Source organism: Mangrovicoccus algicola, from assembly GCF_014903745.1.
GTDB lineage: Bacteria > Pseudomonadota > Alphaproteobacteria > Rhodobacterales > Rhodobacteraceae > Mangrovicoccus > Mangrovicoccus algicola.
Map to the genome: position 1 here is coordinate 21140 of NZ_JACVXA010000013.1, position 26207 is coordinate 47346.

A 26207-nucleotide genomic window follows, 5' to 3' on the forward strand; every position below is an offset into this window, starting at 1 on the left:
TTCTGGACCGGCGTCTATCGCCGAATTTACGCATGGGCAACCACTTCGGTGCGGCGCGGCGCAATCTTCCCGGCCTTGCCCCGCAGCCGGTGCGCGGCTAGGCCGGAGGAATGCTGGTTCTGGACAACATACTGACCGACCGGGGGTCGAAATACGCGGTCTCGGGCGGTCCCTGCCACAGCGAGGACGAGGCGCGCGCCTTCCTCGCCGCGCTGAGACGGAAGAAGAAATTCGCCAAGGCCACGCATAGCAGCTGGGGCTTCATCGGGGCGGACGGGCCGGTGAAGAACGATGACGGCGAATCCGGTGCCGGCATGGTGATCCTGCGCATGCTGGAGCGCGAGGACCTGCGCGATCACATCGTGGTCGTGACGCGCTGGTACGGGGGCAAGCACCTGGGCGGCGACCGTTTCCGCCACGTCCAGACCGCGGTGCGCACCTATCTCGAGGCGCTGGGGCCCGGGGACGGCGACCGCGCCGCCCCCTGAACGCGCCGCGTCAGTCCGCGGCGATCTGCCCGTAGGGGGTGGAGGCCGAGATCGCCTGCTCCTCCTCGCTCATCGCCTCGGCGATCCCCTCGAAAAGCGGCGTGGAAAGATAGCGTTCGCCGGTATCGGGCAGCATGACCAGCATCACCGACCCTTCCGGCGCATCGGCCGCGGCCTTCACCGCCGCCGCGAAGGTCGCCCCGCCCGAAATGCCGGTGAAGATCCCCTCCTCCCCCGCCAGACGCCGCGACCAGGCGATGCCGTCGGCCCCCGAGACCGGCAGCAGGCTGTCGTAATACTTGCCGTCGATCGCCTCCTGCAGCACCCAGGGAATGAAATCCGGCGTCCAGCCCTGGATCGGATGCGGCGAGAAGGCGGAATGGCCCTCCATCGGCTGATGCGCCGCGTTGCGGGCATTCACCTGCCCCGATCCGATCAGCGCGGCAGTCTCGGGTTCCGACAGCACGATCCGCGTCTGCGGCCGTTCGCGGCGCAGCACGCGGCCCACCCCCGCGACCGTGCCGCCGGTGCCATAGCCGGTGACGACGTAATCCAGCCTCTCGCCCTCGAAATCCGCCAGGATCTCGCGCGCGGTGGTCGCGGCGTGGATATCGGCATTGTCCGCCGTCTCGAATTGCGAGGCCAGGAACCATCCATTCGCCTCGGCCAGTTCGCGCGCCTTGGCATACATGCCGTAGCCCTTCAGCCCCTTGGGGGTCAGCACCACCTTCGCCCCGAGGAACCGCATCAGCCGCCGCCGCTCCACCGAGAAGCTTTCGGCCATGGTCACGACCAGCGGATACCCCTTGGCGGCGCAGACCATGGCCAGCCCGATGCCGGTATTGCCCGAGGTCGCCTCCACCACGGTCTGCCCGGGTTTCAGCCGGCCGTCGCGCTCGGCCGCCTCGATGATGTTCAGCGCCAGGCGGTCCTTGACCGACCCGCCGGGATTGAACGCCTCGAATTTCACGTAGACGGTCACGCCCTCCGGCGCGATCCGGTTGATCCGGATGACCGGCGTGTCCCCCACCGCATCGAGGACGCTGTCATAGCGGCGTCCCCTGCCGGTCGTCTGGCGAATGCCCATGCGTATCCCTCCTGTCGCATCGCGCCTGATCCAAGCACCGAAGCCCCGCCCTGACCAGCCCGTTTCGCGGCCGTCCCGGCTATTGCCGGATGCGCCAGCCGGTCTGGAAGATCCGCCAGATCACCAGAAGGCACAGTCCGGTGAAGGCGGCGATGGCCAGCAGGCTCAGCCCCACGGGCACTTCGGCCGTGCCGAAAAAGGCCCAGCGGAAGCCCGAGACCAGGTAGACCACCGGGTTGAACAGGCTGATCGTGTGCCACACGCCCGGCAGCATCGAGACGGAGTAGAAGCTGCCGCCGAGGAAGACCAGCGGCGTGATGATCAGCAGCGGCACCAGCTGCAGCTGCTCGAAGCTCTCCGCCCAGATGCCGATGATGAACCCCATCAGCGAGAAGCTGATGCAGGTCAGCACCAGGAAGGCCGCCGCCATCAGCGGGTGCTGGATGTGCAGATCGACGAAGAAGGTCGAGGTCGCCAGGATCATCACCCCGATCAGCAGCGCCTTGGAGGCCGCCGCCCCGGCATAGGCGATGACGATTTCCAGGAAGCTGACCGGCGCGGAAAGCTGTTCATAGACCGTGCCCATGAATTTCGGGAAGTAGATGCCGAAGCTGCCATTGGACACCGCCTGGGTCATCACCGACAGCATGACCAGCCCCGGCACGATGAAGGCGCCGTAGGGGATGCCGTCCATTTCCTGGATGTTGCGGCCGATCGCGGCGCCGAAGACCACGAAATACAACGATGTGGAAATCACCGGCGAGATCAGGCTCTGCACGAGCGAGCGGAAGAACCTCTTCATCTCGAAGAGGTACATGGTCCAGATTGCGGTCGGGCTCATGGCCGCTCCTTCACGAGGTCGACGAAGATGTCCTCCAGGCTCGACTGCCGGGTCTCCAGGTCGCGCAGCGACAAGCCGGCCGCCTGAAGGTCGGATAGCAGCCGGGTGATGCCGGTGCCGTCGGACTTGGTGTCATAGGAATAGATCAGCGTCCGGCCGCCATTGCACAGCTCCAGCTCATAGCCCGCCAGCGCCGCGGGGATCGCGGCGACGGGCTCGCGCAGATGGACGCTCAGGTTCTTGCGCCCCATCCGCGCCATCAGCTGCGCCTTTTCCTCGACCAGCAGGATCTGCCCGTCGGCGATCACACCGATGCGGTCGGCGATGGCCTCGGCCTCCTCGATGTAATGGGTCGTCAGGATGATGGTGACGCCCTGGCGCTTCAGCTCGGCGACGACCTTCCACATGTCGCGGCGCAGCTCGACATCGACCCCCGCCGTCGGCTCGTCGAGAAACAGAACGCGGGGTTCATGCGCCAGCGCCTTGGCGATCAGCACGCGGCGTTTCATGCCCCCCGAAAGTTCGCGCATCCGGGCATTGCGCTTTTCCCACAGCGACAGCTGGCGCAGCACCGCCTCCACCCGCGCCGGATCGCGCCGCAGCCCGAACAGCCCGCGCGAGAAGGCGACCCCCGGCCCCACCGGCGCGAAGGGTTCCAGGTTCAGCTCCTGCGGGACCAGCCCGATCAGCCGCCGCGCCTGGCGGTACTGGGTGACGACATCGTGGCCGCCCACCAGGATGCGCCCGGAACTGGGCCGCGTGATGCCGCAGATCGAGGAAATCAGCGTGGTCTTGCCCGCGCCGTTGGGCCCCAGCAGCGCGAGGATCTCTCCCTCGTCGATCTCCAGGTTGACGCCCTTGAGCGCCTGGAAGCCGGAGGCGTAGGTCTTGGTGACGTCCTGGACGGAAACGATCGGCATGTCGGGCTCCTTCGCCGCGGACCCTAGTGGCCGGGACCGGGAAAGCCAACATCGCCGGGGGGCCTGCACAGGGGGGTGTGCGGGGCCGCAGGGCGGGGCCGAAACGCGAAGGGGCCCCCGGAGGGGCCCCTGGCGAAGGCTCGGGCGACGGGCTCAGCCGCCGAAATCATCCAGCATGATGTCGTCGCGGTCGACGCCCAGATCCAGCAGCATGTTGATCACCGACTTGTTCATGATCGGCGGGCCGCACATGTAGTATTCGCAATCCTCGGGCGCCGGGTGGTTCTTGAGGTATTCCTCGAACAGGACATTGTGGATGAACCCGGTATAGCCGGTCCACTCGTCCTCGGGCGTCGCGTCGGACAGCGCCACGTGCCATTCGAAATTCGGGTTCTCGGCGGCCAGGCCGTCGAAATCCTCGACATAGAACATCTCGCGCTTCGACCGGGCGCCGTACCAGAAGCTGACCTTGCGGTCGGTGCCGATGCGCTTGAGCTGGTCGAAGATGTGCGAGCGCATCGGCGCCATGCCCGCGCCGCCGCCGACGAAGATCATTTCCTTCTTGGTGTCGCGGGCGAAGAATTCGCCGAACGGACCGGAAATGGTGACCTCGTCGCCGGGCTTGAGGTTGAAGATGTAGGACGACATCTTGCCCGCGGGGATGCCGGTCGAGCCCGGGGGCGGGCTGGCGATGCGGACATTGAGCATGATGATGCCCTTCTCCTCGGGGTAGTTCGCCATCGAATAGGCGCGCTCCACCGGTTCGTCCACCTTGGAGCGGTACTGCCACAGGTTGAACTTGTCCCAGTCGCCGCGGAATTTCGGATCCACGTCGAACTGGTCATAGGAGATGTCGTAGGGCGGGCACTCGATCTGGATATAGCCCCCGGCGCGGAAATTCACGTTCTCGCCTTCGGGCAGTTCCAGCACCAGTTCCTTGATGAAGGTCGCCACGTTGTCGTTGGAGCGGACCTTGCAGCGCCATTTCTTGACGCCGAAGACCTCCTCGGGGACTTCGATCTTCATGTCCTGCTTGACCGAGACCTGGCAGGACAGGCGGTCGCATTCGGCCGCCTCGCGCCGGGTGATGTGGGTCTCTTCGGTGGGCAGGATGGACCCGCCGCCTTCCAGGACCTTGACCCGGCACTGCGCGCAGGTGCCGCCGCCGCCGCAGGCGGAGGGCACGAACAGCTTGGCTTCGGCCAGGGTCTGCAGCAGCTTGCCGCCTGCCGGGACCGAGATGGTCTTCTCGCCGTTGATCTCGATGTTGACATTGCCCGAGGAGACCAGCCGCGACCGGGCGCTGAGAATGATCGTCACCAGCGCGAGGACGATGACGGTGAACAGGCAGACGCCGAGAATGAAAGTGCTCATCTGTTCCGTCCTCCCTTACAGGTTGACGCCCGAGAAGGACATGAAGCCCATCGCCATCAGACCCGCAGTGATGAAGGTGATGCCGAGGCCCTGAAGCCCGTCCGGAATGTCGGAATATTTCAGTTTCTCGCGCACGCCCGCCATGGCGGTGATCGCCAGTGCCCAGCCGATGCCCGAGGAGATGCCGTAGGTGGTCGCCTCGGCGAAATTGTAGTCGCGTTCGACCATGAACAGCGACCCGCCGAGGATGGCGCAGTTCACCGTGATCAGCGGCAGGAAGATCCCCAGCGCGTTGTAGAGCGGCGGGAAGTACTTATCGAGCGTCATCTCGAGGATCTGCACCATCGCCGCGATCACCCCGATATAGGAGATGAGCCCGAGGAAGGTCAGGTCGATATCCGGGAACCCGGCCCAGGCCAGCGCGCCGGGGGCCAGCAGGTGCTGCAGGATCAGGTTGTTCGCCGGGACGGTGATCGACTGGACCACGATCACCGAGATGCCCAGGCCGATCGCCGTGCCGATCTTCTTGGACACGGCGAGGAAGGTGCACATGCCCAGGAAGAAGGCCAGCGCCAGGTTTTCGACGAAGATCGCCTTGAAGGCGAGGGAAACGAGCCCTTCCATGTCAGTGGGCCTCCACGGTCTGGATCTTGTATTCGCGCGCCTCGACCTGTGCCGGTTTCCAGGTGCGGAAGCCCCAGATCAGCAGGCCGATGACGAAGAAGGCCGAAGGCGGCAGCAGCAGCAGGCCGTTCGGGACGTACCAGCCGCCGTTGTTGACGGTCGGCAGGATCGTGATGCCGAAGAGCGAGCCCGAGCCGAAGAGTTCGCGCACGACGCCGACCATCATCAGGATCAGCCCGTAGCCGAAGCCGTTGCCGACCCCGTCGATGAAGGAGGCGATCGGCGGGTTCTTCATGGCGAAGGCTTCCGCGCGGCCCATCACGATGCAGTTGGTGATGATCAGCCCGACGAAGACCGACAGGGTCTTGGAGATCTCGTAGGCGAAGGCCTTCAGCACCTGGTCGACCACGATCACCAGCGAGGCGATGATGATCATCTGCACGATGATCCGGATCGAGCTGGGAATGTGGTTCCGCAGGGTCGAGATGAACATCGAGGAAAACCCGGTCACCGCGGTCACGGCCAGCGCCATGACGAAGGCCACCTGCAGCGAGGAGGTCACGGCCAGGGCCGAGCAGATCCCCAGCACCTGCAGCGTGATCGGGTTGTTGTCGACGAGCGGATCGACAAGCAGTGATTTGTTGGTCTGCGCCATCACAGGTCTCCGTTCTTCAGCTTCTCGAGATAGGGTGCGAAGCCCGCATCGCCCATCCAGAACCGGACCAGGTTGTCCACGCCGCGCGAGGTCAGCGTTGCCCCGGCCAGGGCGTCGATATGGTAGTCCGCGGCCTCGCCCTGCGGGCTGCCCTTGGACACGTTGATCCGCAGGTCGCCCTCGTCGTCACGCAGCTTCTTGTCGTTCCACAGCGCCTTCCAGCGCGGGTTGTCCACCTCGGCGCCGAGGCCGGGGGTTTCCGCCTGCTGGTAGAACTGGAGGCCGAAGACCGTGTTGGTATCTTCCTCCAGGGTGATGAAACCGTAAAGGGTCGACCACAGGCCATAGCCGGAAATCGGCAACACGACTTTGTCAAGCGCGCCGCTGTCATCCTTCAGCAGGTAGACCATCTGGTAGCGCGCCTGGCGCCCCAGCCCGGCCGGATCCTCGTCGAGTTCCGAGGACAGGTTCATGTCCGAGGTCGCGGCGACATCGTCGTAATCGGCCACGGTGAAGGGCTCGCCCGCTTCGTTGGGCACCTCCTCCACGTATTCGGCGGTCTCCAGATCGACGATCTTCGGCTCGAAGGCCGAGCTGAAGACGGCATTGATGTCCATGCCCTCTTCATAGAGGCCGGCGACCTGCAGGATGTTGCGGCGCTTGTCCAGCACCTGGTTCGCCTCCTGCACCGGGCGCAGGGCCACGGCGGCCGCGGCCACGACCATCGAGCAGAACAGACAGAGCGAGATCGCGACGAACAGCGTCTTTGCGGTGGAATCGGCGGGCGTGTTCTGCCACCAGCCGAGGAAGCCTTTCCTGGTCTCAGGCATTGCGCTTGACCCTCCGGGCGATGTTGGCGCGCGCGACGAAATAGTCGATCAGCGGCGCGAAGATATTGGCGAAGAGGATGGCGAGCATCATGCCCTCGGGGAAGGCCGGGTTGATGACGCGGATCATCACGACCATCACCCCGATCAGCGCGCCGTAGATGTAGCGGCCGAGATTGGTATGCGAGGCCGAGACGGGTTCGGTCACCATGAAGGCCAGGCCGAAGGCATAGCCGCCGATGACCAGATGCCAGTACCAGGGCATGGCGAACATCGGGTTGTCGGCCGAGCCCACCAGGTTGAAGATCAGCGAAAGGCCGATCATGCCGCCCAGGCAGCCGACGACCAGCCGCCAGTTGGCGATGCGGGTGGCAAGAAGGAAGGCAAGCCCGATGAAGCAGGCCAGCGCCGAGGTCTCGCCCAGGCAGCCCTGGATCGTGCCGAGGAACGCGCCCCACCAGGTGACGCCTTCCGCCGCCAGCGCCTGCATCCCGTCGGAGGCTGCCACGGACAGCGCCGTCGCCCCCGAGAAGCCGTCGACCGGCACCCAGACCGCGTCACCCGACATCGAGGCGGGATAGGCGAAATACAGGAAGGCCCGGCCCACCAGCGCGGGGTTGAGGAAGTTCTTGCCGGTCCCGCCGAAGACTTCCTTGCCGATGACCACGCCGAAGGAGATGCCGAGCGCGACCTGCCACAGCGGCGCCGTGGCCGGCATGATCAGCACGTAGAGCATCGAGGTGACGAGGAAGCCCTCGTTGACCTCGTGGCGGCGGATCGTGGCGAACAGCACTTCCCAGAAACCGCCCACCACCAGGGTGACGATGTAGATCGGCAGGAAATACATGAACCCGTGCAGGAAATTCGCAATGGGATTCAGTGGGTTGAACCCGATGCCGAGACTGGCCAGGATCACCTGGCGCCAGCCTTCGGGATCGGTCTGCCCCAGCGCGGCAATGGCGCTGTTGGCCTGGTAGCCGGTATTCCACAGGCCGACGAGGATGGTGGGAATGGTCGCGATCACGACATAGGTCATGATCCGCTTCATGTCGATGAAGCTGCGCGCATGCGGCGCGGCGGTCGTGACCGTCTTGGGGGTATAGAGGAAGCTTTCCACCATCTCGTAGACGGGGAACCATTTCTCCCACTTGCCGCCCTTGGTGAAGTTCGGCTCGATCCGGTCGAAGAATTTGCGGGCGCCCATGGGTATCAGCCCTCCTTCTCGATGCGGGCCAGGCTCGTGCGCAGAGCCATCCCGTATTCATACTTGGCCGGGCAGGCAAAGGTGCACAGCGCGAGGTCTTCCTCGTCCAGCTCCAGCGCCCCCAGCGCCTGCGCGGTGTCGGTATCGCCGACCAGAAGCGCGCGCAGCAGCTGCGTGGGCAGGTAATCCTGCGGCATCAGCGTCTCGAACACGCCGGTCGGCACCATCGCGCGGCGGCCGCCATTGAGATTGGAGGTCAGCGCATAGAGCTTGCTGCCAAGGAAGGAGGAGGCCAGCACCGGCTGGACCGAGAACTTGCCCGGCTGCGGGCTGATCCAGCCCAGCACTTCCTGCGCGGCATCCTCGGTAATCAGCGTCACCTGCCGGTGATAGCGCCCCAGGAAACCGAAGGGCCCGTCTGCGGCAAAGCCGCTGAGCACCGATCCCGAGATCACCCTGACCGGCGCGTCGCCGGAGATCTGCCTCGCGGTCAGCGTTGCCATGTCGGCGCCCATCATGGTGCGGACATGGCGCGGATGGGCCGCGCGCGGCCCCGCAACGGTGATGACGCGCACCGGATCGACGAAGCCCGTCTCGAACAGCCGGCCGATGGCCAGCACGTCCTGATAGCCGATATGCCAGACAGTCTTGCCGGAATGGGGCGGCTCGATGAAATGCATGTGCGTGCCGGGCAGGCCCGCCGGATGCGGCCCCTCGAAGGTGTGGATCTCCACCCCGGGCACGGTGCCGCCGGACAGGGTCTCGCCCTGGCGCTGGCACAGGTAGGTCTTGCCCGCGGACAGTTTCGACACCGCCATCAGGCCCTTGTCGAAAGCCTCCGCGGCGCCGTCCAGGACCAGCTTCGCATCGGGGGCGAGCGGGTCGGATTCCATCGCGGTCACGTAGATCGCGGCCGGGCGGTCGGTGCCTGCCGGAACCTTGGAATAGGGCCGGGTGCGGAACGCGGTCCACAGACCGGAATCCAGCAGCTTGGCCGCGATCTGCTCGGCGCTCTGCGTGGCGGGATCGGCGGCATGGAAATCCATGCCCGTATCATCGGCATCGTCGATATCGATCACCACGCTCTGCAACACGCGGCGGGCGCCGCGGTTGATGGCGCGGATCCGGCCCGTGGCGGGCGCGGTGAACACGACTTCGGGACTGTCCTTGTGGCAGAAAAGGGCGGTCCCGCGACGGACCGTATCCCCCTCCTGGACGAACATGCGGGGCTTGAGCCCGACATAATCGCCTCCGAGGAGGGCGACAGAGACAGGCGAGGCCGCGGCCTCGATCGCCGGCGCGGGCGCGCCTTCGATCGGCAGGTCGAGACCTTTCTTCAGGGCGTGATGGGTCATCTAGCTCGAAGCGTCCTAGGTGCGGCTGTGAACGGTGACTGCACTTGCGGCATTGCGCACCTCCGTAGGCAATGCCGGCAGGAACCGGAATGTGGCAATGTGCCGTGCAATCCCCAAGGAATGGCCCGGCGCATTTATGCACCCCCCTTTAACGGTCCCGGACGGGAAGTGCAGCCCAAAAATGGAGAATATCCGCCGATCCGCACCGGTCCTGCGCGATTGACAGCGCAGGACGCGGATGAAACACCCGCGCCAGATCTGGACCGGGACCCATGCCGATGCGCGTCACGCTGCTGCTTTCCTCTCTTCTCGCCCTCTCCGCCTGCTGGCCCGAAAGCCGCGCGGAACCGCTGCGCATCGAAGGCAGCACGATGGGCACGACCTACCATGTCACGGTCGTCGATCCGCCGGAGGGGATGGACGAGGACAGGCTGCGCGAGATCGCCGATGCGTCGCTGGCCGGGCTTCTGTCACATGTGAACAACTGGGATCCCGGCTCGGAAGTGTCGGCCTTCAGCGCCTCGGCCTCCACCGAGCCGGTGACGGTCTCGCCGGTGCTGCGCGCGGTGGTGGCGGAATCCGCGCGCATCAATGCCCTTTCGGGGGGCATGTTCGACGTGACCCTGGCCCCCCTGATCGACCTGTGGGGCTTCGGCCCGCGCCGTCCCGAGGACCCGGTGCCCGGCGAGGCCGAGATCGCCGCCGCGATGGAGGATGTGGGACAGGCAGACAAGCTGGTCCTGGAGGGCGACCGCCTGCGCAAGACCCGCCCCGGCGTGTCGGTCAATCTCGGCGCCATCGCCAAGGGCCAGGGGATCGACGCCGTCGGCGATGCCATCGCCGCGGCCGGGGCGACCCGCTATCTCGTCGAGATCGGCGGCGATCTGGTGGCGGCGGGGCAGAACCCCGAGGACCGGCCCTGGTCGATCGGCATCGAACGCCCCGATGCCGCCAGCCGCACCGTGCAGACCGTGATCCCGGTCTCGGGCTACGGCATGGCCACATCCGGGGATTACCGAAACTATTTCGAACAGGACGGCATCCGCTACAGCCATATCCTCGACCCGACCACCGGGCGGCCCGTCACCCATGCCACCGCCTCGGTCACGGTGCTGGCAGAGACGGCGATGGCCGCGGACGGGCTTGCCACCGCCCTGCTTGCCATGGGAGAAGAGGCCGCGATGCCCCTGGCGCGCGCCGAGGACATCCCGGTCATGTTCATCACCCGCCGCGATGGCGCATTCGTGACCGAGACAAGCCCTTCCTTCGACGCCCTGCTGGCCCAGATGGAAGAGAAGTAGCTAGGAGACTATCATGGCAACCTTTGCCTTCGCCTTCGCCTTCCTCCTGCTCGTCGTGCTGGGCATGAGCCTCGGCGTGCTGTTGATGGGCAAGACCATCAAGGGCAGCTGCGGCGGGCTCAACGCCATTTCCGGTGCCGACAAATGCGTGGTCTGCCAGAAGGATGTCGATCCCGACAGCCCGCTGCGCGACAAGCTGCAATGCAAGCGCGCGCAGGCCATGCGGGACCGCATGGAAGCCGAGATCGCCGCCGATCCCCGCTGACCCCGCCGGGGGGCGCGGACGCCCCCTGCCCCGCGCCCGCTCAGCCGCCGGTGAACGGCGCGAAGGCCAGGACCGCGAAGGCCGCCGCCGCAGGCAGGCCCCAGCTCCAGGCGCGCCGCACCCAGCCGCTCTCCTGCGCCTTCCAGTTCTCGCGGAACTGGCGGCCGCAGAAGACCATCACCAGAAGAAGTCCCGTCGCCCAGAGCGGTGTCAGCGTCATTCTACCCCACGATCATCTGTTTCATGCGCAGCGCCTCGTATTCCAACTGCCGCAGCCGCGCCTTGACCACATCGCCGATCGAGACCAGCCCGACAAGCTGCCCGTCCTCCACCACCGGAAGATGCCGGAACCGCCCGTCGGTCATCCGCCGCAGCACGGCCAGAAGCGGCGTCGACGGATTGCAGGTCTGGGGGTTGGGGGTCATCAGCGCGGACACGGGGGTATCGAGCCCCGCATCCCCCGCCTCGTCGATCCTGCGCACCACGTCGCGTTCCGACAGGATGCCGACGATGCCGTCCTCCTCCATGACCAGCACGACGCCGATGCGGCGGGCGCGCAGTTCATGCACCGCGCTGCGGACGGTTTCGCCCGGGGCGATCGTGTAGACGATGCCGCCTTTCTCCCGCAGCAGATCCGCGACCGTGATCACATCCTGCGCCAGATTCGATTCCGGCGTCTGCGAGTAGGTCCGCGGCTCCTCCGCATGGGCCAGCACGCCTTGATAGGATTTCGGGGCCATTCCTGTCTCCTCCTGTGGCTGGGGGCGTGACGGCTCCTCTTCCGCGAAGCACGCCCCGTCAGACCAAGCCTAAGCCCATTCCGATCAGACGCCTAGCGCGAAAAGCGGGCGACGGCTCAGCCGGCCGGCAAGGGCAGGCGAAGCCGGGTCCCGGCCAGGTCGCAACCGGGCAGCCGCGCCTCGATCAGCCGCGGCGCCGGCCAGCCGTCGCGCAGCACCCTGGCCCGCAGCGCCTGCCCGCAATTCCCGGCGGTCACCGGCCAGTCCAGATGGCCGGGCGCAGGCGAGGTTCCGAACAGCGCCAGTTCCGGCAGGATCCGGCCGGGCACCGGGAAACCCGCGACCGGCAGCAGCCCGGGCTGGCTGTCTCCCGCATCGATCCACAGGAACCCGCCGGGGGCCGCCCCCTCGGGCAGCTCGATCTCCCAGGTCTCGCCCGCCAGCGTCGCGCTGAGCCCGGCGGAGGCCGGCAGCACCGGAAGGCGCAGATGCACCGCCCCCTGCGCCCCGGTCTCCTCGGTCAGGCGCAGCGGTCCGTAGGACAGGTCGACCGTGGCATAGGGCGCGCATTCGAACCGGAGGTGCAGATCGATCACGCCCTCCGCCGCGGCCAGTTCCGTCATCGGCGCGCAGGACAGGGCCGCAACGGGCCCCGCCGCAGCGCCCAGCACGAGCGCAAGCGCGGCCCGGATCAGGCCAGGCTGCCGTGGCAATGCTTGAACTTCTTGCCGGAGCCGCAGGGGCACAGGTCGTTGCGGCCGGGATTGCCCCAGCTGGCCGGATCGTTCTCGTCGAAGCCGGGCACCGCCGCCCGGGCAGGTTCATCGGCGCCGTCGGCATCCTCTGCCTTCGGCTCCTGCTGCTCGGGCGCCCTGACCCCCTGCTGGGCGAGGAACTGGCGCAGCATCGCCTGCTGCTCCTCCTGGCTCAGCGGACGCACCTGGCCCAGCTTGGCCGTGACCTCGGCGCGCAGGCTGTCCAGCAGATGCTCGAACAGCTGGAAGGCCTCGTTCTTGTACTCGTTGAGCGGGTCGCGCTGCGCATAGCCGCGGAAGCCCACCACCGAGCGCAGGTGATCCAGCGTCAGCAGATGCTCGCGCCATTTCGCGTCGATCGTCTGCAGCAGCACCTGCTTCTCGATGTTGCGCATCTGGTCGGGGCCGAAATCGGCGGCCTTCTTCGCCATCAGCTCGTCCGAGGCCTTCTCCAGCCGCTCGCGGATCACCTCGGCATCGACGCCGTCCTCCTCGACCCAGGCCATGACCGGCGCATCGACGCCCAGCTTCTCGATGGCGGCGGCATAGAGCCCCTCGCCGTCCCACTGGTCGTGATAGGTCTTGGGCGGGATGTAGGTATCGACCAGATCCTCGACCACGTCATGGCGCATGTCGCGGGTGATCTCGGACACGTCCTGCGTCTCCATGATGTCGCGGCGCTGGCTGAAGATCACCTTGCGCTGGTCGTTCATCACGTCGTCGAATTTCAGCAACTGCTTGCGGATGTCGAAGTTGCGCGCCTCGACCTTGGCCTGGGCGCGTTCCAGCGACTTGTTGACCATCGGGTGGACGATGGCCTCGCCCTCCTTCATGCCCAGCCGCTGCAGCATCTTGTCCAGCCGGTCGCCGCCGAAGATCCGCATCAGGTCGTCTTCCAGCGACAGGAAGAAGGAGGACCGGCCCGGGTCGCCCTGACGGCCCGAGCGGCCGCGCAGCTGGTTGTCGATCCGGCGGCTCTCATGGCGTTCCGTCGCCAGGACGAACAGCCCGCCGGCCGCCTTCACCGCCTCTTCGTCGGCCTTGTGGCCTTCCTCGATCCGCGCGCGGATCTCGTCGGGATGGGTCTCGGGATCGGCCTCGATGGCCTCCATGATCTTGAACTCGACATTGCCGCCCAGCTTGATGTCGGTCCCGCGCCCGGCCATGTTCGTGGCGATGGTCACTGCGCCCAGCTTGCCGGCATCGGCCACGATCTGGGCCTCCTGCTCGTGCTGGCGCGCGTTCAGGACGTTGTGCTGGATGCCCTCGGATCCCAGGAGCTGGCTGAGCAGCTCGGATTTCTCGATCGAGGTCGTGCCCACCAGAACCGGCTGGCCCTTTTCATGGGCCTTGCGGATCTCCTCGACGATGGCCGCGTATTTCTCGCGGTTGGTGCGGAACACCTGGTCATGGTCGTCGATCCGCGCGATGGGCCGGTTGGTCGGCACCGCGACCACGCCCAGCTTGTAGATCTCGTCGAATTCGTCGGCCTCGGTCGCGGCGGTGCCGGTCATGCCCGACAGCCGGTCGTAAAGCCGGAAATAGTTCTGGAAGGTGACGGAGGCCAGCGTCGTGTTCTCGGGCTGGATGGCCACGTCTTCCTTGGCCTCGATCGCCTGGTGCAGCCCGTCCGACAGGCGCCGCCCGGCCATCATCCGGCCGGTGAATTCGTCGATCAGGACCACCTGCCCATCGCGGACGATGTAATCCTTGTCGCGGGTGAACAGCACATGCGCCTTCAGCCCCTGGGTGACGTGATGCACCAGCGTGGTGGATTCCGGGTCATACAGGGTCTGCCCCTCGGGCAGAAGTCCGGCGCCCTGCAGGCGCTGCTCGATGAACTCGTTGCCTTCCTCGGTGAAGGTCACGTTGCGCTGTTTCTCGTCCAGCGTGTAATGCTCGGCCGTCAGCTCGGGGATGAAGGCATCCACGGTGCGGTAGAGTTCCGAGCGGTCCTGCGCCGGGCCCGAGATGATCAGCGGCGTGCGCGCCTCGTCGATCAGGATGGAATCCACCTCGTCGACGATGGCGAAGTAATGCCCGCGCTGCGCCATCTGCTCCAGCGAGGATTTCATGTTGTCGCGCAGATAGTCGAAGCCCAGCTCGTTATTGGTCGCGTAGGTGATGTCGGCCGCATAGGCCTCTTTCTTCTCGGGCTCGGGCTGCTGCGGGTAGACGACGCCGGTGCTCAGCCCCAGCGCGCCGTAAACCTTGGACATCCATTCCGCGTCGCGGCGGGCGAGATAATCGTTGACCGTCACGATATGCACGGGCTTGCCGGTCAGCGCGTTCAGATAGGCCGGGAAGGTCGCCACGAGCGTCTTGCCCTCGCCGGTCTTCATCTCGGCGATATTGCCCTGATGCAGGAAGATCCCGCCCATCAGCTGGGTGTCGAAGGCCCGCAGCCCCAGCGCGCGGCGCGCCGCCTCGCGGCAATTGGCGAAGGCCTCGGGCAGCAGCGCGTCCAGGCTCTCGCCCTTGGCGAGGCGGTCCTTGAACTCGCCGGTCTTCGCGATCAGCCCGCCATCGTCGAGCTTCTCGAAATCGGGCTCCAGCGCGTTGATCCTGGCCACGAGAGGACGGGTTGCCTTGACTTTCCGGTCGTTCGGGGTCCCGAAGACCTTCTTCGCAATCGTTCCAATGCCCAGCACGTGTCTCTCCGCTTCGCTTGCGCGTCCTGACCCGTTCTTGAACGGCGGCGCCTTGCCGCCCCCGGCGGCACATCCTATGAAGCGGTCAGATGCAGCCCCGTCGTCTGGGTCTCCAGCGATGTAAGGGGCAGGTCTGAGAGTGTCAACGCCGCCGGACGCGCACAATCCTGGAAGGAACGCACCGTGAAGCTCAACTCCCGCTTTCTCCTGACAACCGCCGCCGCCATCGGATTTGCCTCCGCTGTCGCAGCGCAGGAGACGCCTGCGCTCCCGGCAGCGGAATTCGACACCGTCGTGGCGACGGTGAACGGCACCGAGATCACCGCGGGCCAGGTCATGCTGATGCGCACCCGGCTGCCCCAGCAGCTGCAGCAGATGCCCGACGAACAGCTCTTCGACTCGCTCCTGGAGCAGATGATCAACCAGCAGCTTCTGGCCGAGACGCTGGAAACCCGCCCGGCGATGATCGATGCCGACCTGGCCAACGAGGAACGCACGCTGAAATCCAGCTTCGCGCTGCAGGACCTGGCCGAAACCGCCGTCACCGACGAGGCGCTGCAGGCGGCCTATGACGAACAGTTCGCCGATGCCGAACCGGGCCGCGAATACCATGCCGCGCATATCCTGGTGGAAACCGAGGAAGAGGCGCAGGAAATCCTCGACACCCTGAACAATGGCGGCGATTTCGCCACCGAGGCGCAGAAATCGCTGGATCCCTCGGGCCATGCGGGCGGCGACCTGGGCTGGTTCGGGACCGGCATGATGGTGCCCGAATTCGAACAGGCCGTGGTGGCGATGGAACCCGGCGAACTGGCCGGTCCGGTCCAGACCCAGTTCGGCTGGCACATCATCAAGCTGGAGGAGACCCGGATGGCCGATGCGCCGTCTCTGGACGATGTCCGCGACGAGCTGACCCAGACGCTGCAGCGCCAGGCCATCGACGCGCGCATCGCCGAGCTGACCGATGCGGGCTCCGTCGAGCGCAAGAGCTCGAAGGATGTCGATGCCAGCTTCATGTCCGACCCATCCTTCCTCACCGAGTGATCCTCAGATGAGCATGCCGAAGATGCGGCGCGACATGAACGCCATTGCGCGCGAGAGGCTTGCCGCGCGCAGGGCGGCCGAACGGGCCGCCACCCCTGCCGTGCCGCTGGTCTCGCCGCTTGCTCCGGCAGGCGGCTTCCCGTCCCTGCCCCCCATCGCGGGGCTGGACCTCTCTTCCGTGGCGGCCGGGATCAAGTACCGCGGCCGTCCGGACGTGATGCTGGCCCGTCTGGCGCCGGGCTCGGTGGTGGCGGGGGTGACAACCCGTTCCACCACCCGCTCCGCGCCGGTTCTGGACTGCGAGGCCAAGCTGGCCGCCGGGGCCGATCCCGAAGCCGGGGCGGCCTTCCTGGTCAATGCCGGCAATTCCAATGCCTTCACCGGCGGGCGCGGGGTCGAATCCGTCGAGGCGGTGACTGCCGCCGCCGCCGCCGCCCTGGACCTGCCGCAATCGCGGATCTTCACCTCCTCCACCGGGGTGATCGGCCAGCCGCTGCCGCATGAACGCATCATCGACGCGCTCGGCACGCTGGCCGCGGGGCTCGCTCCCGGCGGCTGGCCCGGCGCGGCGCGGGCGATCATGACCACCGACACCTTCCCCAAGGGGGCCGTGGAGACGGCCGAGCTGGCGGGCGGCACGGTGACCGTGGCAGGCTTCGCCAAGGGCTCGGGGATGATCGCGCCGGACATGGGCACGATGCTGGTCTACATCTTCACCGATGCGAAGATTGCCCAGCCCGCCCTCGCGTCGATGCTGCGCCGCCTGACCGACCGCAGCTTCAACAGCATCACGGTGGACAGCGACACCTCCACCTCGGACACGCTGCTGGTCGGTGCAACCGGCCGGGGGGCAGAGGTCACGCAGGCGGATGAGGCGGCCTTCGAGGCGGCGCTCGGCGCGGTGATGACCGACCTGGCGCTGCAGGTGGTGCGCGACGGCGAGGGCGCGACCAAGCTGCTGGAAGTCCGGGTGACCGGCGCCGACAGCGACGCGGATGCCCGCAAGGTGGCACTGGCCATCGCCAATTCGCCGCTGGTCAAGACCGCGGTGGCCGGCGAGGACCCCAACTGGGGCCGCATCGTCATGGCCGTCGGCAAATCCGGCGCCAAGGCCGATCGCGACCTTCTGTCGATCCGTTTCGGCGACATCCTGGTGGCCGAGAAGGGCTGGGTCGCCCCGGACTATACCGAGGAGGCGGGCGCCGCCTACATGAAACAGGCCGAACTGGTGGTGACCACCGATCTGGGCCTGGGCAACGGCGCCTCGACCGTCTGGACCTGCGACCTGACCCACCGCTACATCTCGATCAACGCGGATTACCGGTCTTGAAACTGGTCCTCGTCTCCGCCGTCGTCCTGGTCGATGCCGACGGGCGCGTGCTGGTCACGCAGCGCCCCGAGGGCAAGGCGATGGCGGGGCTGTGGGAATTCCCGGGCGGCAAGGTCGAGCCCGGGGAAACCCCCGAAGCCGCCCTGATCCGGGAACTGCAGGAAGAGCTGGGCATCGACACCCAGGCCTCCTGCCTGGCGCCGCTGACCTTTGCCAGCCATGGCTATGACAGCTTCCATCTGCTGATGCCGACCTTCGTCTGCCGCCGCTGGACGGGCACCCCGACAGGGCGCGAGGGGCAGGCGATGAAATGGGTGCGCCCGGCGGCCCTGCGCGACCTGGAGATGCCCGAGGCCGACCTGCCCCTGATCCCGGTGATCCGCGACTGGCTCTGACCGCGGGCGGAGATCTGCCAGTGATTCGCGGATGTTAGCGCCCGCAGTCATGCTGCAACTGCAAAATCAAGGGGGTCCGCGCAAGATTGGTTAATACGCGCGGACCAATCCCGGCAAAAGCACAACATTTGTACCCTGTTTGCCGCTGAATTGAGCGAATATGACCCTGGCATGACACTTTTGTTAGTGAATTCCTAACGAAGCTTAATTACATATGTTGTTCAGGAAAGCTCCACACCACACCACACCGGGGAACCCAGCCATGCTCAAGACCATCACCGTCGGCAGCCACATTTCCGTCCAGGGCACCTTCGTCAAGACCCTGTCGAATGGCCGCATCATCGTGCGCGTGGGACCGCGCACCTTCGAAGGCACTCCGGTCTGACCACCAGCCACACTGTTTTCAGACCACGTACCGGAGGGGCCGGGCGGGACACCGCCCGGTCCTTCTGCTTTTCAGGCCCCTGCTCCGCGACGATCGCCCGGATGCCGCCGCGCCCCGCGAAACGACAACGGGCGCCCGAAGGCGCCCGTTCCGATTGACGTTGCGTGACCGGCTCAGGCCAGGGTCCGCGTGACTTCCTCGCGCTCGAAGATCTCGATCACGTCGCCCTCGCGAATGTCGTCATAAGCCTCGAAGGCCATGCCGCATTCCTGGCCGGACTGCACTTCGGGAACCTCGTCCTTGAAGCGCTTCAGCGTTTTCAGCGTGCCCTCGTGGATCACCACGTTGTCGCGCAGGAGGCGCACACCGGCAGAGCGGCGGGCGATGCCTTCCGTGACCAGACAGCCGGCGACCTTGCCGATGCCCGTGACCTTGAAGACCTGGCGGATCTCGGCATAGCCGATGAACTTCTCGCGGATCTCGTTGGACAGCAGGCCCGAGGCCGCCGCCTTCACGTCATCCACGAGGTCGTAGATCACCGAGTAATACCGGATCTCCACGCCCTTCTGGTTGGCCGCGTTGCGGGCCGGTGCATTGGCCCGCACGTTGAAGCCGAAGACCGGCGCGCCGGATGCCTCCGCCAGACCGATATCGGATTCGGTGATGGCGCCGACACCCGAATGCAGAACCCGCACGCGGACCTCGTCATTGCCGATCTTCTCCATCGCCTGGACGATCGCCTCGGCAGAGCCCTGCACATCGGCCTTCATCAGGATCGGAAGCTCGGCGACGTTCTCATCCGCCTTGGCCTTCGCCATGAGCTGTTCCAGCGTGGTCGCCGCACCGGCAGCCGCGCGCTTGTCCTTGGCCGCCTGCTCGCGGTAATCCGCGATCTCGCGGGCCTGGGCCTCGGTCTCGACCACGTTCAGCACATCGCCCGCCTCGGGCGTGCCGTTCAGGCCCAGAACCTCGACCGGCTGCGACGGTCCGGCTTCCTTGACGCGCTCGCCCTTGTCGTTGATCAGCGCGCGCACCTTGCCCCACTGTTCGCCGACGACGAAGATGTCGCCCTGCTTCAGCGTGCCGTTCTGCACCAGAACCGTGGCCACCGGGCCGCGGCCGACATCCAGCTGGGCCTCGATCACGGCGCCATTGGCGCTGCGGTCGGGATTCGCCTTCAGTTCCAGGATCTCCGATTGCAGCGCGATCGCGTCCAGGAGCTCGTCCAGGCCCTTGCCGGTCTTCGCCGACACCTCGACATCCTGCACCTCGCCCGACATGGCCTCGACGACGACCTCGTGCTGAAGCAGCGCGGTGCGCACCTTCATCGGATCGGCCTCGGGCTTGTCGACCTTGTTGATCGCGACGATCATCGGCACGCCCGCCGCCTTGGCATGGGCGATGGCCTCGACCGTCTGCGGCATGACCGCGTCATCCGCCGCCACCACCAGCACGACGATATCCGTCACCTGCGCGCCGCGGGCCCGCATGGAGGTGAAGGCCGCGTGACCGGGCGTGTCGAGGAAGGTGATCAGCTGGCCGCCATCCGTCGTCACCTGGTAGGCGCCGATATGCTGGGTGATGCCGCCGGCCTCGCCCGCCACGACCTTGGCGTTGCGGATCGCGTCCAGAAGCGAGGTCTTGCCGTGGTCGACATGGCCCATGATGGTCACGACCGGCGCACGCGGCTTCAGGTCTTCTTCCTTGTCGTCGATCGTGTGGATGACGTCCTCGACATCCGAATCCGAGACGCGGACGACCTTGTGTCCGAATTCCTCGATGATCAGTTCGGCCGTATCCGCGTCGATCGACTGGTTCTGCGTCGCCATGATGCCGTTCTGCATCAGGGTCTTGACGACATCGGCCACGCGTTCGGCCATGCGGTTGGCCAGCTCCTGCACGACGATGGTCTCGGGCAGCTGCACATCGCGCACGATCTTCTCGCGGCTCTCGCCCGAGCCCGAGGACTTGCGGCGCTCGCGCTCCTGCTTCCGGCGCATCGCGGCCAGCGACCGGCCGCGGTTCTCGCCGCCGCCATTCAGGGCCTGGTTGACCGTCAGCTTGCCGGAACGGCGGTTGTCGTCGCGGCCGCGCTTCTTGCCCGCCGCATCGCGATCGTTGCGGTCGCCCTGCGTCTTGCGCGGGGTCGGCACGCCGGATTTGGTGGGCGTGGCACGCTCGGCCCGGGGGTCGGCGGCGGCAGGCGCGGGGTCGGACGCCGCGCTGCGCTCGGCACGCCTGCTGGCGGCCGCATCCTCGCGGGCCTTCTTCGCGGCGTCCTCGGCCTCGCGCTTCTTGCGCTCGTCCTCTTCCGCCTTGGCCTTCAGCGCCTCTTCGCGCTCGCGCTCCTCGCGCTCCTTGGCCTCGATCTCGGCACGCCGACGCTCGCGCTCATCGGCACGACGCTTCTCTTCCTCGGCGCGCTCGCGCGCATCATCGGCCTCGCGGGCCTTGGCGGCCTGAAGCGCGCGCAGGCGGCGTTCCATTTCCGCATCGGAAATCCCGGCAGGACGTCGGGACGGGTCGCCGCCAGCGGCACCGCCACCGGACTTCGTTCCCCCGGGTTTCGGGACCACAACGCGCTTGCGCTTGGTTTCGACCACGACATTCTTGGTCCGGCCATGGGAGAAGCTCTGCTTCACCTGACCAGAACGCGAACCGCCGCCGCCGCGGACACCCAGAGTTTTCTTACCGTCGCTATCGCTCATAAAGCCGATCAATCCTTCCCGAGGGCCGAATTGCCCTCGTCACGCGGGCGCAGGCCCGCCAAACGTGACGCTTCCTCTACAACACGGTGGGCGAGTCCACCAGCGGCAAGCGCACCGTGCACGACATTTTCCCGGCCAAACGCCAGGCCAAGTTCCGTGCCCGAAAGCACGGTAATCAGTGTCTCCGGGCCGCCGGGCGGCCGGAGCTTGGTCTTGCCGCGCTCAGACCCGTCGCTGGCCTGCAAGAGCAGCACGGCCTCGCCGGTTTCCAGCCAGGCCTTGACCTTTTCATATCCCGCGACCGCCCCACCCGCCTTGCGGGCCAGGGCAATCAGCTTGACCAGCCGGTCGGCCAGCCCGTCCTCGACCAGGCGGACGAGGTCTTCTGGCGGGCGCACCTGCCGCTTGGCCGCGCGGCTGAAGAGTTTCTTCTTCACCGCCAGGTCCAGCGCGGCACGATCGGCAGAGACCCACATCCCGCGACCCGGCAGCTTCTCCGCCAGATCGGGCACCGCGATATCTCCCGGACCGACGACAAAGCGGATCAGGCCGCCTTTCGGTCCGGTCTCCCCCGTCGCCAGGCAGCGGCGCTCGGGTTCGTCCGTGTCCTTCCTGGCCCCGCCCCGGCTCATGGCTTCTGCCTCCGGGCCGACCGTCAGGCCTCGTCCTCCGCCTCGTCACCAAGATCGGCGTCCGCCTCGGACTCGGCCTCAGCTTCCAGCTCGGCCGGATCAACCCAGCCCAGCTGCACGCGGGCATTCATCACCAGGGCCTGGGCTTCCTCGAGGCTGACATCGAAGGGCTCCAGAAGCCCGTCATCCTTCACGCGCTTGCCTTCGACCGTGGTCCAGCCGCCGGCCAGCTCCCAGTCGGCGCAGGTCGCGAAGTCTTCCAGCGACTTCACGCCATCCTTGGCCAGCGCCTCGATCATCTGGGGTGTCAGGCCGTCAAAGTCAACCAGGCTGTCCTCGACACCGAGGCTGCGGGCGTTTTCCAGCGCCTTGCGGTTCTGTTCCTCGATATGGTCGCGGGCGCGCGCCTGAAGCTCGTCGGCCGTGCTCTCGTCGACCCCGTCGATCACCAGCAATTCGTCGAGATCGACATAGGCGACCTCTTCGAGATTGGTGAAGCCTTCCGAGACCAGCAGCTGGGCGAAGAATTCGTCGACATCCAGCGTATCCATGAACAGCTGCGTCCGCTGGGCGAATTCCGCCTGGCGCCGCTCGCTCTCCTGGCTCTCGGTCATGATGTCGATATCCAGCCCGGTCAGCTGGCTGGCCAGGCGCACGTTCTGGCCGCGCCGCCCGATGGCCAGGCTCAGCTGGTCATCCGGCACGACGACCTCGATGCGTTCGGCTTCCTCGTCCAGCACCACCTTCGACACTTCGGCCGGCTGCAGCGCATTGACCAGGAAGGTCGGCTGGTCCTCGTTCCACGGGATGATGTCGATCTTCTCGCCCTGAAGCTCGTTGACCACCGCCTGCACGCGGCTGCCGCGCATGCCGACGCAGGCGCCGACCGGGTCGATCGAGCCGTCATAGGAGATCACGGCGATCTTGGCGCGGCTGCCCGGGTCGCGGGCCACGGCCTTGATCTCGATGATGCCGTCATAGATCTCCGGCACTTCCATCTTGAACAGCTCGGCCATGAATTCCGGCGCGGTGCGGCTGAGGAAGATCTGCGGGCCGCGCGGTTCGCGGCGCACGTCCTTGATGAACACGCGGATGCGGTCGCCGGGGCGATAGCTTTCGCGGCCGATCTTCTCGTTGCGGCGCAGGACGGCTTCGCCCCGGCCGATATCGACGATGATATTGCCGTATTCCTCGCGGCGCACGGTCCCGTTGATGATCGTGCCCGCGCGATCCTTGAATTCGTCATACTGGCGGTCGCGTTCCGCCTCGCGCACCTTCTGCAGGATGACCTGCTTGGCCGATTGCGCGGCGATGCGGCCCAGTTCCACCGGCGGGACCTCGTCGACGATCTCGTCGCCGATCTCGGGATCGGCCTTGTACTGCTTCGCCTGGGCGACGGTCAGCTCGGCCTGGTAGTTTTCCAGCGCCTCGTCCTCGACCACGGTGCGCACGCGGGTGAAGGTCGCCACGCCGGTGCGCCGGTCGATCGCCACGCGAATGTCCATCTCCGCGCCATAGCGGGACTTGGCCGCGCGCGCGAGGCTTTCCTCCATGGCCTCGATCACCAGGTCGGGATCGATCATCTTCTCGCGGGCCACGGCCTCGGCCGTCTGCAGAAGCTCCAGCTGGTTCGCTGCGGTAATCGCCATGGGATGTCAGTCCTTCTCGCTCGCGGCCGCCGGATCCTCGGCGGTGTCGGTGACGATCTCGTCGAATTCGTTCTCGTTGATGACGCCCGCCGCCTTGCGCTGGCGCAGCATCTCGGTGATCAGCTCGTCGGTCAGCACCAGCTTGGCATCGCTGAGCCAATCGAATTGCAGCCCGATCGTGACCGGCTCCTGGCCCGCGCCCTGCGGCGGCAGCGTCAGCAGGACCTCGCCATCCTCGACCCCGGCCAGCTCGCCGCGGAACCGGCGGCGGCCGTCGATCAGTTCGGTCGTCTCGATCTTGGCCTCGTAGCCCGCCCAGATATCGAAATCCTTCAGCCGCGTCAGCGGCCGGTCGATCCCGGGGCTGGAGACTTCCAGCGTATAGGCTTCCTCCAGCGGATCCTCGACATCGAGCGCCGCGGAGACGGCCGTGGAAATCTTCGCGCAATCGTCGACCTCGATCCCGCCATCGGGGCGGTCGGCCATGATCTGCAGCGTATGGGTCTTGCCGCCCATCAGCCGGATGCGGACAAGCTCGTAGCCGAGATCGGCAATCACCGGCTCGACGATCTCCGCCATGCGGCGGTCGATGGGGGCTTTCGCGATCAGGTCTGACACGGAAGGACTCCAGGAGTTTCGGAACGCACAAAAAAACGGGCCAGCGGCCCGTTGCGTGTTTCGGTGGAGCACCTTCCCCGCGAAGGGAGCAGCGCGCCGCTGGCGCTGCTATTACGGTGTTCGGCGGCGGCATGCAAGCTGATTCTCCGCCGGGCCCGGTTCTTCGCCCGGGGCTCAGAAATCTTCCCAGCCCCCGTCATCGACGGGCGACGCCGCAGGGGGCGCCGCCGCTGCGGCCGGACCGCCCCCGGCAGACGCGCGGCGCGCGGGCCGTTCCGCCGGGACAGGGGACGATCCGGGAGATGCGGCCATCTCCTCGGATGGTCCTGCCGGGGCAAGCCGCGCCAGCGCCGCCGCGCGGCCCGGGCTCAGCCGGAACTGCGCCACGGCGTTGCCCAGATTCACCGCTTCGCGGGTCAGGCTCTGGCTGGCCGAGAGCGTGTCCTGAAACAATGCGGTATTCGCCTGCGTGGTGTTGTCGAGATGCGAGACCGAGGTATTGATCTCGCCCAGGCCGACGGATTGCTCGCCGGCGGAACGGGCAATGTCCGAGACATGGCTGGAAATCTCGGAGACGGAGGCCGCGATCCGGCGCAGCGTCTCGCCCGCCTCGCCGACAAGGGACACGCCGCGATTGACCTGCTCCCCGCTTTCCGAGATCAGCGCGTTGATCTCCCGCGCGGCATCGGAGGATCGCTGTGCCAGCGCCCGCACCTCCGAGGCGACGACGGCAAAGCCGCGCCCGGCCTCGCCCGCGCGCGCCGCCTCCACCCCGGCATTGAGGGCCAGAAGATTGGTCTGGAAGGCGATGTCGTCGATCACGTGGATGATCTTGGAAATCTTGTCCGAACTCTGTTCGATCGCGCCCATCGCCTCCACGGCCTGGCGCACGACCTCCCCGGATTGCTCGGCCGTGCCGCGGGCATCCACGACGATCCGGTCCGCATCCTTGGCCCCCTTCGCCGCCAGCGCGACGGATGAGGTGAGCTGTTCGAGGGCGGCGGCGGTCTCCTCCAGGGTAGCGGCCGCCTGTTCGGTGCGCTTGGCCACATCCTCCGCCGAGCTGGTGATCGCCTCGCCCTTCTCCACGATATGGCCCGAAGATTCCGAGATCCCCGCGATGACCTCCTCCAGCGTGTCGACCGTGCTGTTGAAATCGTTGCGCAGCTCCTCGTAGGCGCCGTCGAATTCCTGATCGATCCGCGCGCCCAGGTCGCCCGCGGCCAGGGTGCGCAAGGCATCTGCAAGAATGGAGACCACCTGCTCCTGCCGCGCCAGGGTCTCGCGCCGTTCGCGATCGGCCTTCTCCACGCTTTCGGCGCGCAGCGCCTCCTCCCTGGCCTGTGCATCGCGGCGCGCCTGCTCGGCCTCGCGCTCTCTTTCCTGCTCGGCCCGTTTCTTCTCCTGCTCGGCTTCGAGGCGCTGCGCCTCCGCGGCGACCTCCGCCTTGTGCCGGGCCTCCACTTCCGCGGAGAGCCGCGCATTTTCCCTCAGCCCGTCGCGGAACCCCTGCACCGCGCGCGCCATTTCGCCGAATTCGTCGCGGGAGCTCAGACAGGGGATATCGGCCTCCAGATCCCCGGCAGACAGGGTGGCCATGCGCGCGTTCAGGCTTGCCAGCGGCCGCGTCACGCTGCGCGCGATCGCCACGATCACCACGCCCAGGATCACCATTCCCGCCAGGCCCACGGCCATGCCGATATTGCGCAGCACCGCCATCTGGGCGTGCAGATCCTCCAGATAGGTCCCGGTGCCGACGATCCAGCCCCAGGGTTCGAAGGGACGCACGAAGCCGAGCTTGGGGACCATCTCGGCGGAGCCGTCATCGCCGAAGCGCGCGAAACTGTAGTCCAGCGTCCCGCCGCCCTGCGCGGCGAGGTCGATGAATTCCAGGAAGACCTTGATTCCCTCCGGATCCTCGAAACCGCTCTGGTCGGTGCCCACGAGAGCCGGGTTGCTGCCATGGGCGGTCACGACCGCATCGTGATCGAGCGCGAAGAAATACCCGTCGCCGTCATAGCGCATCGCATTGAGCACGCGCTCGCCCTCCACGAGGGCCGCCTCGGGCGAAATTTCGCCCGCCTCGACGCGGTACTGCACCGCCTCGAGGCTGAAGATCGCCGCATCGACCACGTCGCGCAGATGCGCCTCCCGCATGCGCAGGGTATTGCGTTCCGCCAGCGTGTACATGGTCGCCGCAAGGGCCCCGACGGCCAGAAGCACGACAAGGACGATTGCATAGATCCGGCCGCCGATGCGCAACCCGAAAGCCGTCTTCATGGGGAAGCTCTCCGAAATGACTGACGGGAGCTGTATGGGCCACAAGAAGTAAAGGTTGCGTTGTGCCGGGCGAGATTCA

25 protein-coding genes are annotated in these 26207 nt (G+C 66.7%); 7 read left to right on the plus strand and 18 right to left on the minus strand.

Features of this window, described 5'->3' with window-relative positions; translation table 11 throughout:
* Positions 1-110: 110 nt before the first annotated feature.
* Positions 111-488 carry a YigZ family protein gene (locus ICN82_RS06565; protein WP_193180931.1) on the plus strand — a complete coding sequence of 126 codons (378 nt, stop codon included), beginning with the start codon at positions 111-113 and terminating at the stop codon, positions 486-488.
* A gap of 10 nt (positions 489-498) precedes the next feature.
* Here the strand turns inward: ICN82_RS06565 and ICN82_RS06570 are convergent, their stop codons facing one another.
* The 9 genes from ICN82_RS06570 to ICN82_RS06610 form a co-directional block, all read right to left on the minus strand.
* Positions 499-1575 (minus strand): PLP-dependent cysteine synthase family protein, encoded by a 1077-nt coding sequence (locus tag ICN82_RS06570; RefSeq protein WP_193180933.1) that lies wholly within the window; start codon positions 1573-1575, stop codon positions 499-501.
* Between the two features lie 79 nt (positions 1576-1654).
* A complete protein-coding gene (locus tag ICN82_RS06575; RefSeq protein WP_193180935.1) occupies positions 1655-2416 on the minus strand; it encodes an ABC transporter permease in 762 nt (253 codons plus the stop codon).
* Positions 2413-3336, minus strand: a complete 924-nt coding sequence (locus tag ICN82_RS06580; protein WP_193180936.1) for an ABC transporter ATP-binding protein — start codon at positions 3334-3336, stop codon at positions 2413-2415. Before ICN82_RS06580 ends, ICN82_RS06575 begins: the two co-directional genes overlap by 4 nt.
* A 153-nt stretch (positions 3337-3489) precedes the next feature.
* On the minus strand, positions 3490-4710 hold the full coding sequence (nqrF, locus tag ICN82_RS06585) for an NADH:ubiquinone reductase (Na(+)-transporting) subunit F (protein WP_193180939.1): 1221 nt from the start codon (positions 4708-4710) through the stop codon (positions 3490-3492).
* Positions 4711-4725: 15 nt separating this feature from the next.
* A complete protein-coding gene (gene nqrE, locus ICN82_RS06590) occupies positions 4726-5334 on the minus strand; it encodes an NADH:ubiquinone reductase (Na(+)-transporting) subunit E (protein ID WP_193180941.1) in 609 nt (202 codons plus the stop codon).
* Between the two features lies 1 nt (position 5335).
* On the minus strand, positions 5336-5989 hold the full coding sequence (locus tag ICN82_RS06595) for an NADH:ubiquinone reductase (Na(+)-transporting) subunit D (RefSeq protein ID WP_193180943.1): 654 nt from the start codon (positions 5987-5989) through the stop codon (positions 5336-5338).
* A complete protein-coding gene (locus ICN82_RS06600; RefSeq protein ID WP_193180945.1) occupies positions 5989-6819 on the minus strand; it encodes a Na(+)-translocating NADH-quinone reductase subunit C in 831 nt (276 codons plus the stop codon). The genes ICN82_RS06595 and ICN82_RS06600 overlap by 1 nt, the downstream gene beginning before the upstream one ends.
* The gene (locus tag ICN82_RS06605; protein ID WP_193180947.1) at positions 6812-8020 is read right to left on the minus strand and encodes an NADH:ubiquinone reductase (Na(+)-transporting) subunit B; all 1209 of its coding nucleotides are present in this window, start codon (positions 8018-8020) and stop codon (positions 6812-6814) included. Before ICN82_RS06605 ends, ICN82_RS06600 begins: the two co-directional genes overlap by 8 nt.
* Positions 8021-8025: 5 nt before the next feature.
* Positions 8026-9375, minus strand: coding sequence for a Na(+)-translocating NADH-quinone reductase subunit A (locus ICN82_RS06610; RefSeq protein WP_193180949.1), 1350 nt, complete (start codon positions 9373-9375; stop codon positions 8026-8028).
* A gap of 272 nt (positions 9376-9647) precedes the next feature.
* Between ICN82_RS06610 and ICN82_RS06615 the strand changes: the two genes are divergently transcribed.
* On the plus strand, positions 9648-10676 hold the full coding sequence (locus tag ICN82_RS06615; protein WP_193180950.1) for an FAD:protein FMN transferase: 1029 nt from the start codon (positions 9648-9650) through the stop codon (positions 10674-10676).
* Between the two features lie 13 nt (positions 10677-10689).
* Positions 10690-10941, plus strand: coding sequence for a (Na+)-NQR maturation NqrM (gene nqrM / locus ICN82_RS06620; RefSeq protein ID WP_193180952.1), 252 nt, complete (start codon positions 10690-10692; stop codon positions 10939-10941).
* Positions 10942-10981: 40 nt separating this feature from the next.
* Here nqrM and ICN82_RS06625 read toward each other — a convergent pair whose 3' ends face one another.
* From ICN82_RS06625 to secA, 4 genes are all read right to left on the minus strand, one after another.
* Positions 10982-11161 (minus strand): hypothetical protein, encoded by a 180-nt coding sequence (locus ICN82_RS06625; protein WP_193180954.1) that lies wholly within the window; start codon positions 11159-11161, stop codon positions 10982-10984.
* A 1-nt stretch (position 11162) separates the two neighbouring features.
* Positions 11163-11681 carry a CBS domain-containing protein gene (locus tag ICN82_RS06630; RefSeq protein ID WP_193180956.1) on the minus strand — a complete coding sequence of 173 codons (519 nt, stop codon included), beginning with the start codon at positions 11679-11681 and terminating at the stop codon, positions 11163-11165.
* Between the two features lie 116 nt (positions 11682-11797).
* Entirely contained in the window at positions 11798-12394 is a 597-nt protein-coding gene (locus ICN82_RS06635; protein ID WP_193180958.1) for a hypothetical protein, read from the minus strand.
* Positions 12373-15087 carry a preprotein translocase subunit SecA gene (secA, locus tag ICN82_RS06640; RefSeq protein ID WP_193180969.1) on the minus strand — a complete coding sequence of 905 codons (2715 nt, stop codon included), beginning with the start codon at positions 15085-15087 and terminating at the stop codon, positions 12373-12375. Before secA ends, ICN82_RS06635 begins: the two co-directional genes overlap by 22 nt.
* A 183-nt stretch (positions 15088-15270) precedes the next feature.
* On the opposite strand from secA, the gene ICN82_RS06645 reads away from it, so the two are divergent.
* The 4 genes from ICN82_RS06645 (at position 15271) to ICN82_RS21475 (ending at position 18241) form a co-directional block, all read left to right on the plus strand.
* Positions 15271-16131, plus strand: coding sequence for a peptidylprolyl isomerase (locus ICN82_RS06645; RefSeq protein WP_193180971.1), 861 nt, complete (start codon positions 15271-15273; stop codon positions 16129-16131).
* A 7-nt stretch (positions 16132-16138) separates the two neighbouring features.
* Entirely contained in the window at positions 16139-17461 is a 1323-nt protein-coding gene (gene argJ / locus ICN82_RS06650; RefSeq protein WP_193180974.1) for a bifunctional glutamate N-acetyltransferase/amino-acid acetyltransferase ArgJ, read from the plus strand.
* Entirely contained in the window at positions 17458-17856 is a 399-nt protein-coding gene (gene mutT / locus ICN82_RS06655; protein WP_193180976.1) for an 8-oxo-dGTP diphosphatase MutT, read from the plus strand. Before argJ ends, mutT begins: the two co-directional genes overlap by 4 nt.
* A gap of 262 nt (positions 17857-18118) precedes the next feature.
* Positions 18119-18241 carry a hypothetical protein gene (locus tag ICN82_RS21475; RefSeq protein ID WP_269142378.1) on the plus strand — a complete coding sequence of 41 codons (123 nt, stop codon included), beginning with the start codon at positions 18119-18121 and terminating at the stop codon, positions 18239-18241.
* 173 nt (positions 18242-18414) lie between these two features.
* Here the strand turns inward: ICN82_RS21475 and infB are convergent, their stop codons facing one another.
* The 5 genes from infB to ICN82_RS06680 all read right to left on the minus strand — a co-directional run bounded on the left by infB (position 18415) and on the right by ICN82_RS06680 (position 26128).
* Positions 18415-20949 (minus strand): translation initiation factor IF-2, encoded by a 2535-nt coding sequence (gene infB / locus ICN82_RS06660; RefSeq protein WP_193180978.1) that lies wholly within the window; start codon positions 20947-20949, stop codon positions 18415-18417.
* Positions 20950-20957: 8 nt separating this feature from the next.
* Entirely contained in the window at positions 20958-21581 is a 624-nt protein-coding gene (locus ICN82_RS06665) for an RNA-binding protein (protein WP_193180981.1), read from the minus strand.
* Between the two features lie 23 nt (positions 21582-21604).
* Positions 21605-23230, minus strand: a complete 1626-nt coding sequence (gene nusA, locus ICN82_RS06670) for a transcription termination factor NusA (RefSeq protein WP_193180983.1) — start codon at positions 23228-23230, stop codon at positions 21605-21607.
* A 6-nt stretch (positions 23231-23236) separates the two neighbouring features.
* Positions 23237-23848, minus strand: coding sequence for a ribosome maturation factor RimP (rimP, locus tag ICN82_RS06675; protein WP_193180985.1), 612 nt, complete (start codon positions 23846-23848; stop codon positions 23237-23239).
* Between the two features lie 174 nt (positions 23849-24022).
* Positions 24023-26128: a methyl-accepting chemotaxis protein gene (locus ICN82_RS06680; RefSeq protein ID WP_193180987.1), complete on the minus strand. Its 2106-nt coding sequence runs from the start codon at positions 26126-26128 to the stop codon at positions 24023-24025.
* Positions 26129-26207 lie beyond the last annotated feature (79 nt).

Bases quoted from the DNA above. Each gene is read 5' to 3' on its own strand.
- ICN82_RS06565 (WP_193180931.1), top strand. From the start codon at position 111: ATGCTGGTTCTGGACAACATACTGACCGACCGGGGGTCGAAATACGCG.
- ICN82_RS06570 (WP_193180933.1), bottom strand. From the start codon at position 1,575: ATGGGCATTCGCCAGACGACCGGCAGGGGACGCCGCTATGACAGCGTC.
- ICN82_RS06575 (WP_193180935.1), bottom strand. From the start codon at position 2,416: ATGAGCCCGACCGCAATCTGGACCATGTACCTCTTCGAGATGAAGAGG.
- ICN82_RS06580 (WP_193180936.1), bottom strand. From the start codon at position 3,336: ATGCCGATCGTTTCCGTCCAGGACGTCACCAAGACCTACGCCTCCGGC.
- nqrF (WP_193180939.1), bottom strand. From the start codon at position 4,710: ATGAGCACTTTCATTCTCGGCGTCTGCCTGTTCACCGTCATCGTCCTC.
- nqrE (WP_193180941.1), bottom strand. From the start codon at position 5,334: ATGGAAGGGCTCGTTTCCCTCGCCTTCAAGGCGATCTTCGTCGAAAAC.
- ICN82_RS06595 (WP_193180943.1), bottom strand. From the start codon at position 5,989: ATGGCGCAGACCAACAAATCACTGCTTGTCGATCCGCTCGTCGACAAC.
- ICN82_RS06600 (WP_193180945.1), bottom strand. From the start codon at position 6,819: ATGCCTGAGACCAGGAAAGGCTTCCTCGGCTGGTGGCAGAACACGCCC.
- ICN82_RS06605 (WP_193180947.1), bottom strand. From the start codon at position 8,020: ATGGGCGCCCGCAAATTCTTCGACCGGATCGAGCCGAACTTCACCAAG.
- ICN82_RS06610 (WP_193180949.1), bottom strand. From the start codon at position 9,375: ATGACCCATCACGCCCTGAAGAAAGGTCTCGACCTGCCGATCGAAGGC.
- ICN82_RS06615 (WP_193180950.1), top strand. From the start codon at position 9,648: ATGCCGATGCGCGTCACGCTGCTGCTTTCCTCTCTTCTCGCCCTCTCC.
- nqrM (WP_193180952.1), top strand. From the start codon at position 10,690: ATGGCAACCTTTGCCTTCGCCTTCGCCTTCCTCCTGCTCGTCGTGCTG.
- ICN82_RS06625 (WP_193180954.1), bottom strand. From the start codon at position 11,161: ATGACGCTGACACCGCTCTGGGCGACGGGACTTCTTCTGGTGATGGTC.
- ICN82_RS06630 (WP_193180956.1), bottom strand. From the start codon at position 11,681: ATGGCCCCGAAATCCTATCAAGGCGTGCTGGCCCATGCGGAGGAGCCG.
- argJ (WP_193180974.1), top strand. From the start codon at position 16,139: ATGAGCATGCCGAAGATGCGGCGCGACATGAACGCCATTGCGCGCGAG.
- ICN82_RS21475 (WP_269142378.1), top strand. From the start codon at position 18,119: ATGCTCAAGACCATCACCGTCGGCAGCCACATTTCCGTCCAGGGCACC.
- infB (WP_193180978.1), bottom strand. From the start codon at position 20,949: ATGAGCGATAGCGACGGTAAGAAAACTCTGGGTGTCCGCGGCGGCGGC.
- ICN82_RS06665 (WP_193180981.1), bottom strand. From the start codon at position 21,581: ATGAGCCGGGGCGGGGCCAGGAAGGACACGGACGAACCCGAGCGCCGC.
- nusA (WP_193180983.1), bottom strand. From the start codon at position 23,230: ATGGCGATTACCGCAGCGAACCAGCTGGAGCTTCTGCAGACGGCCGAG.
- ICN82_RS06680 (WP_193180987.1), bottom strand. From the start codon at position 26,128: ATGAAGACGGCTTTCGGGTTGCGCATCGGCGGCCGGATCTATGCAATC.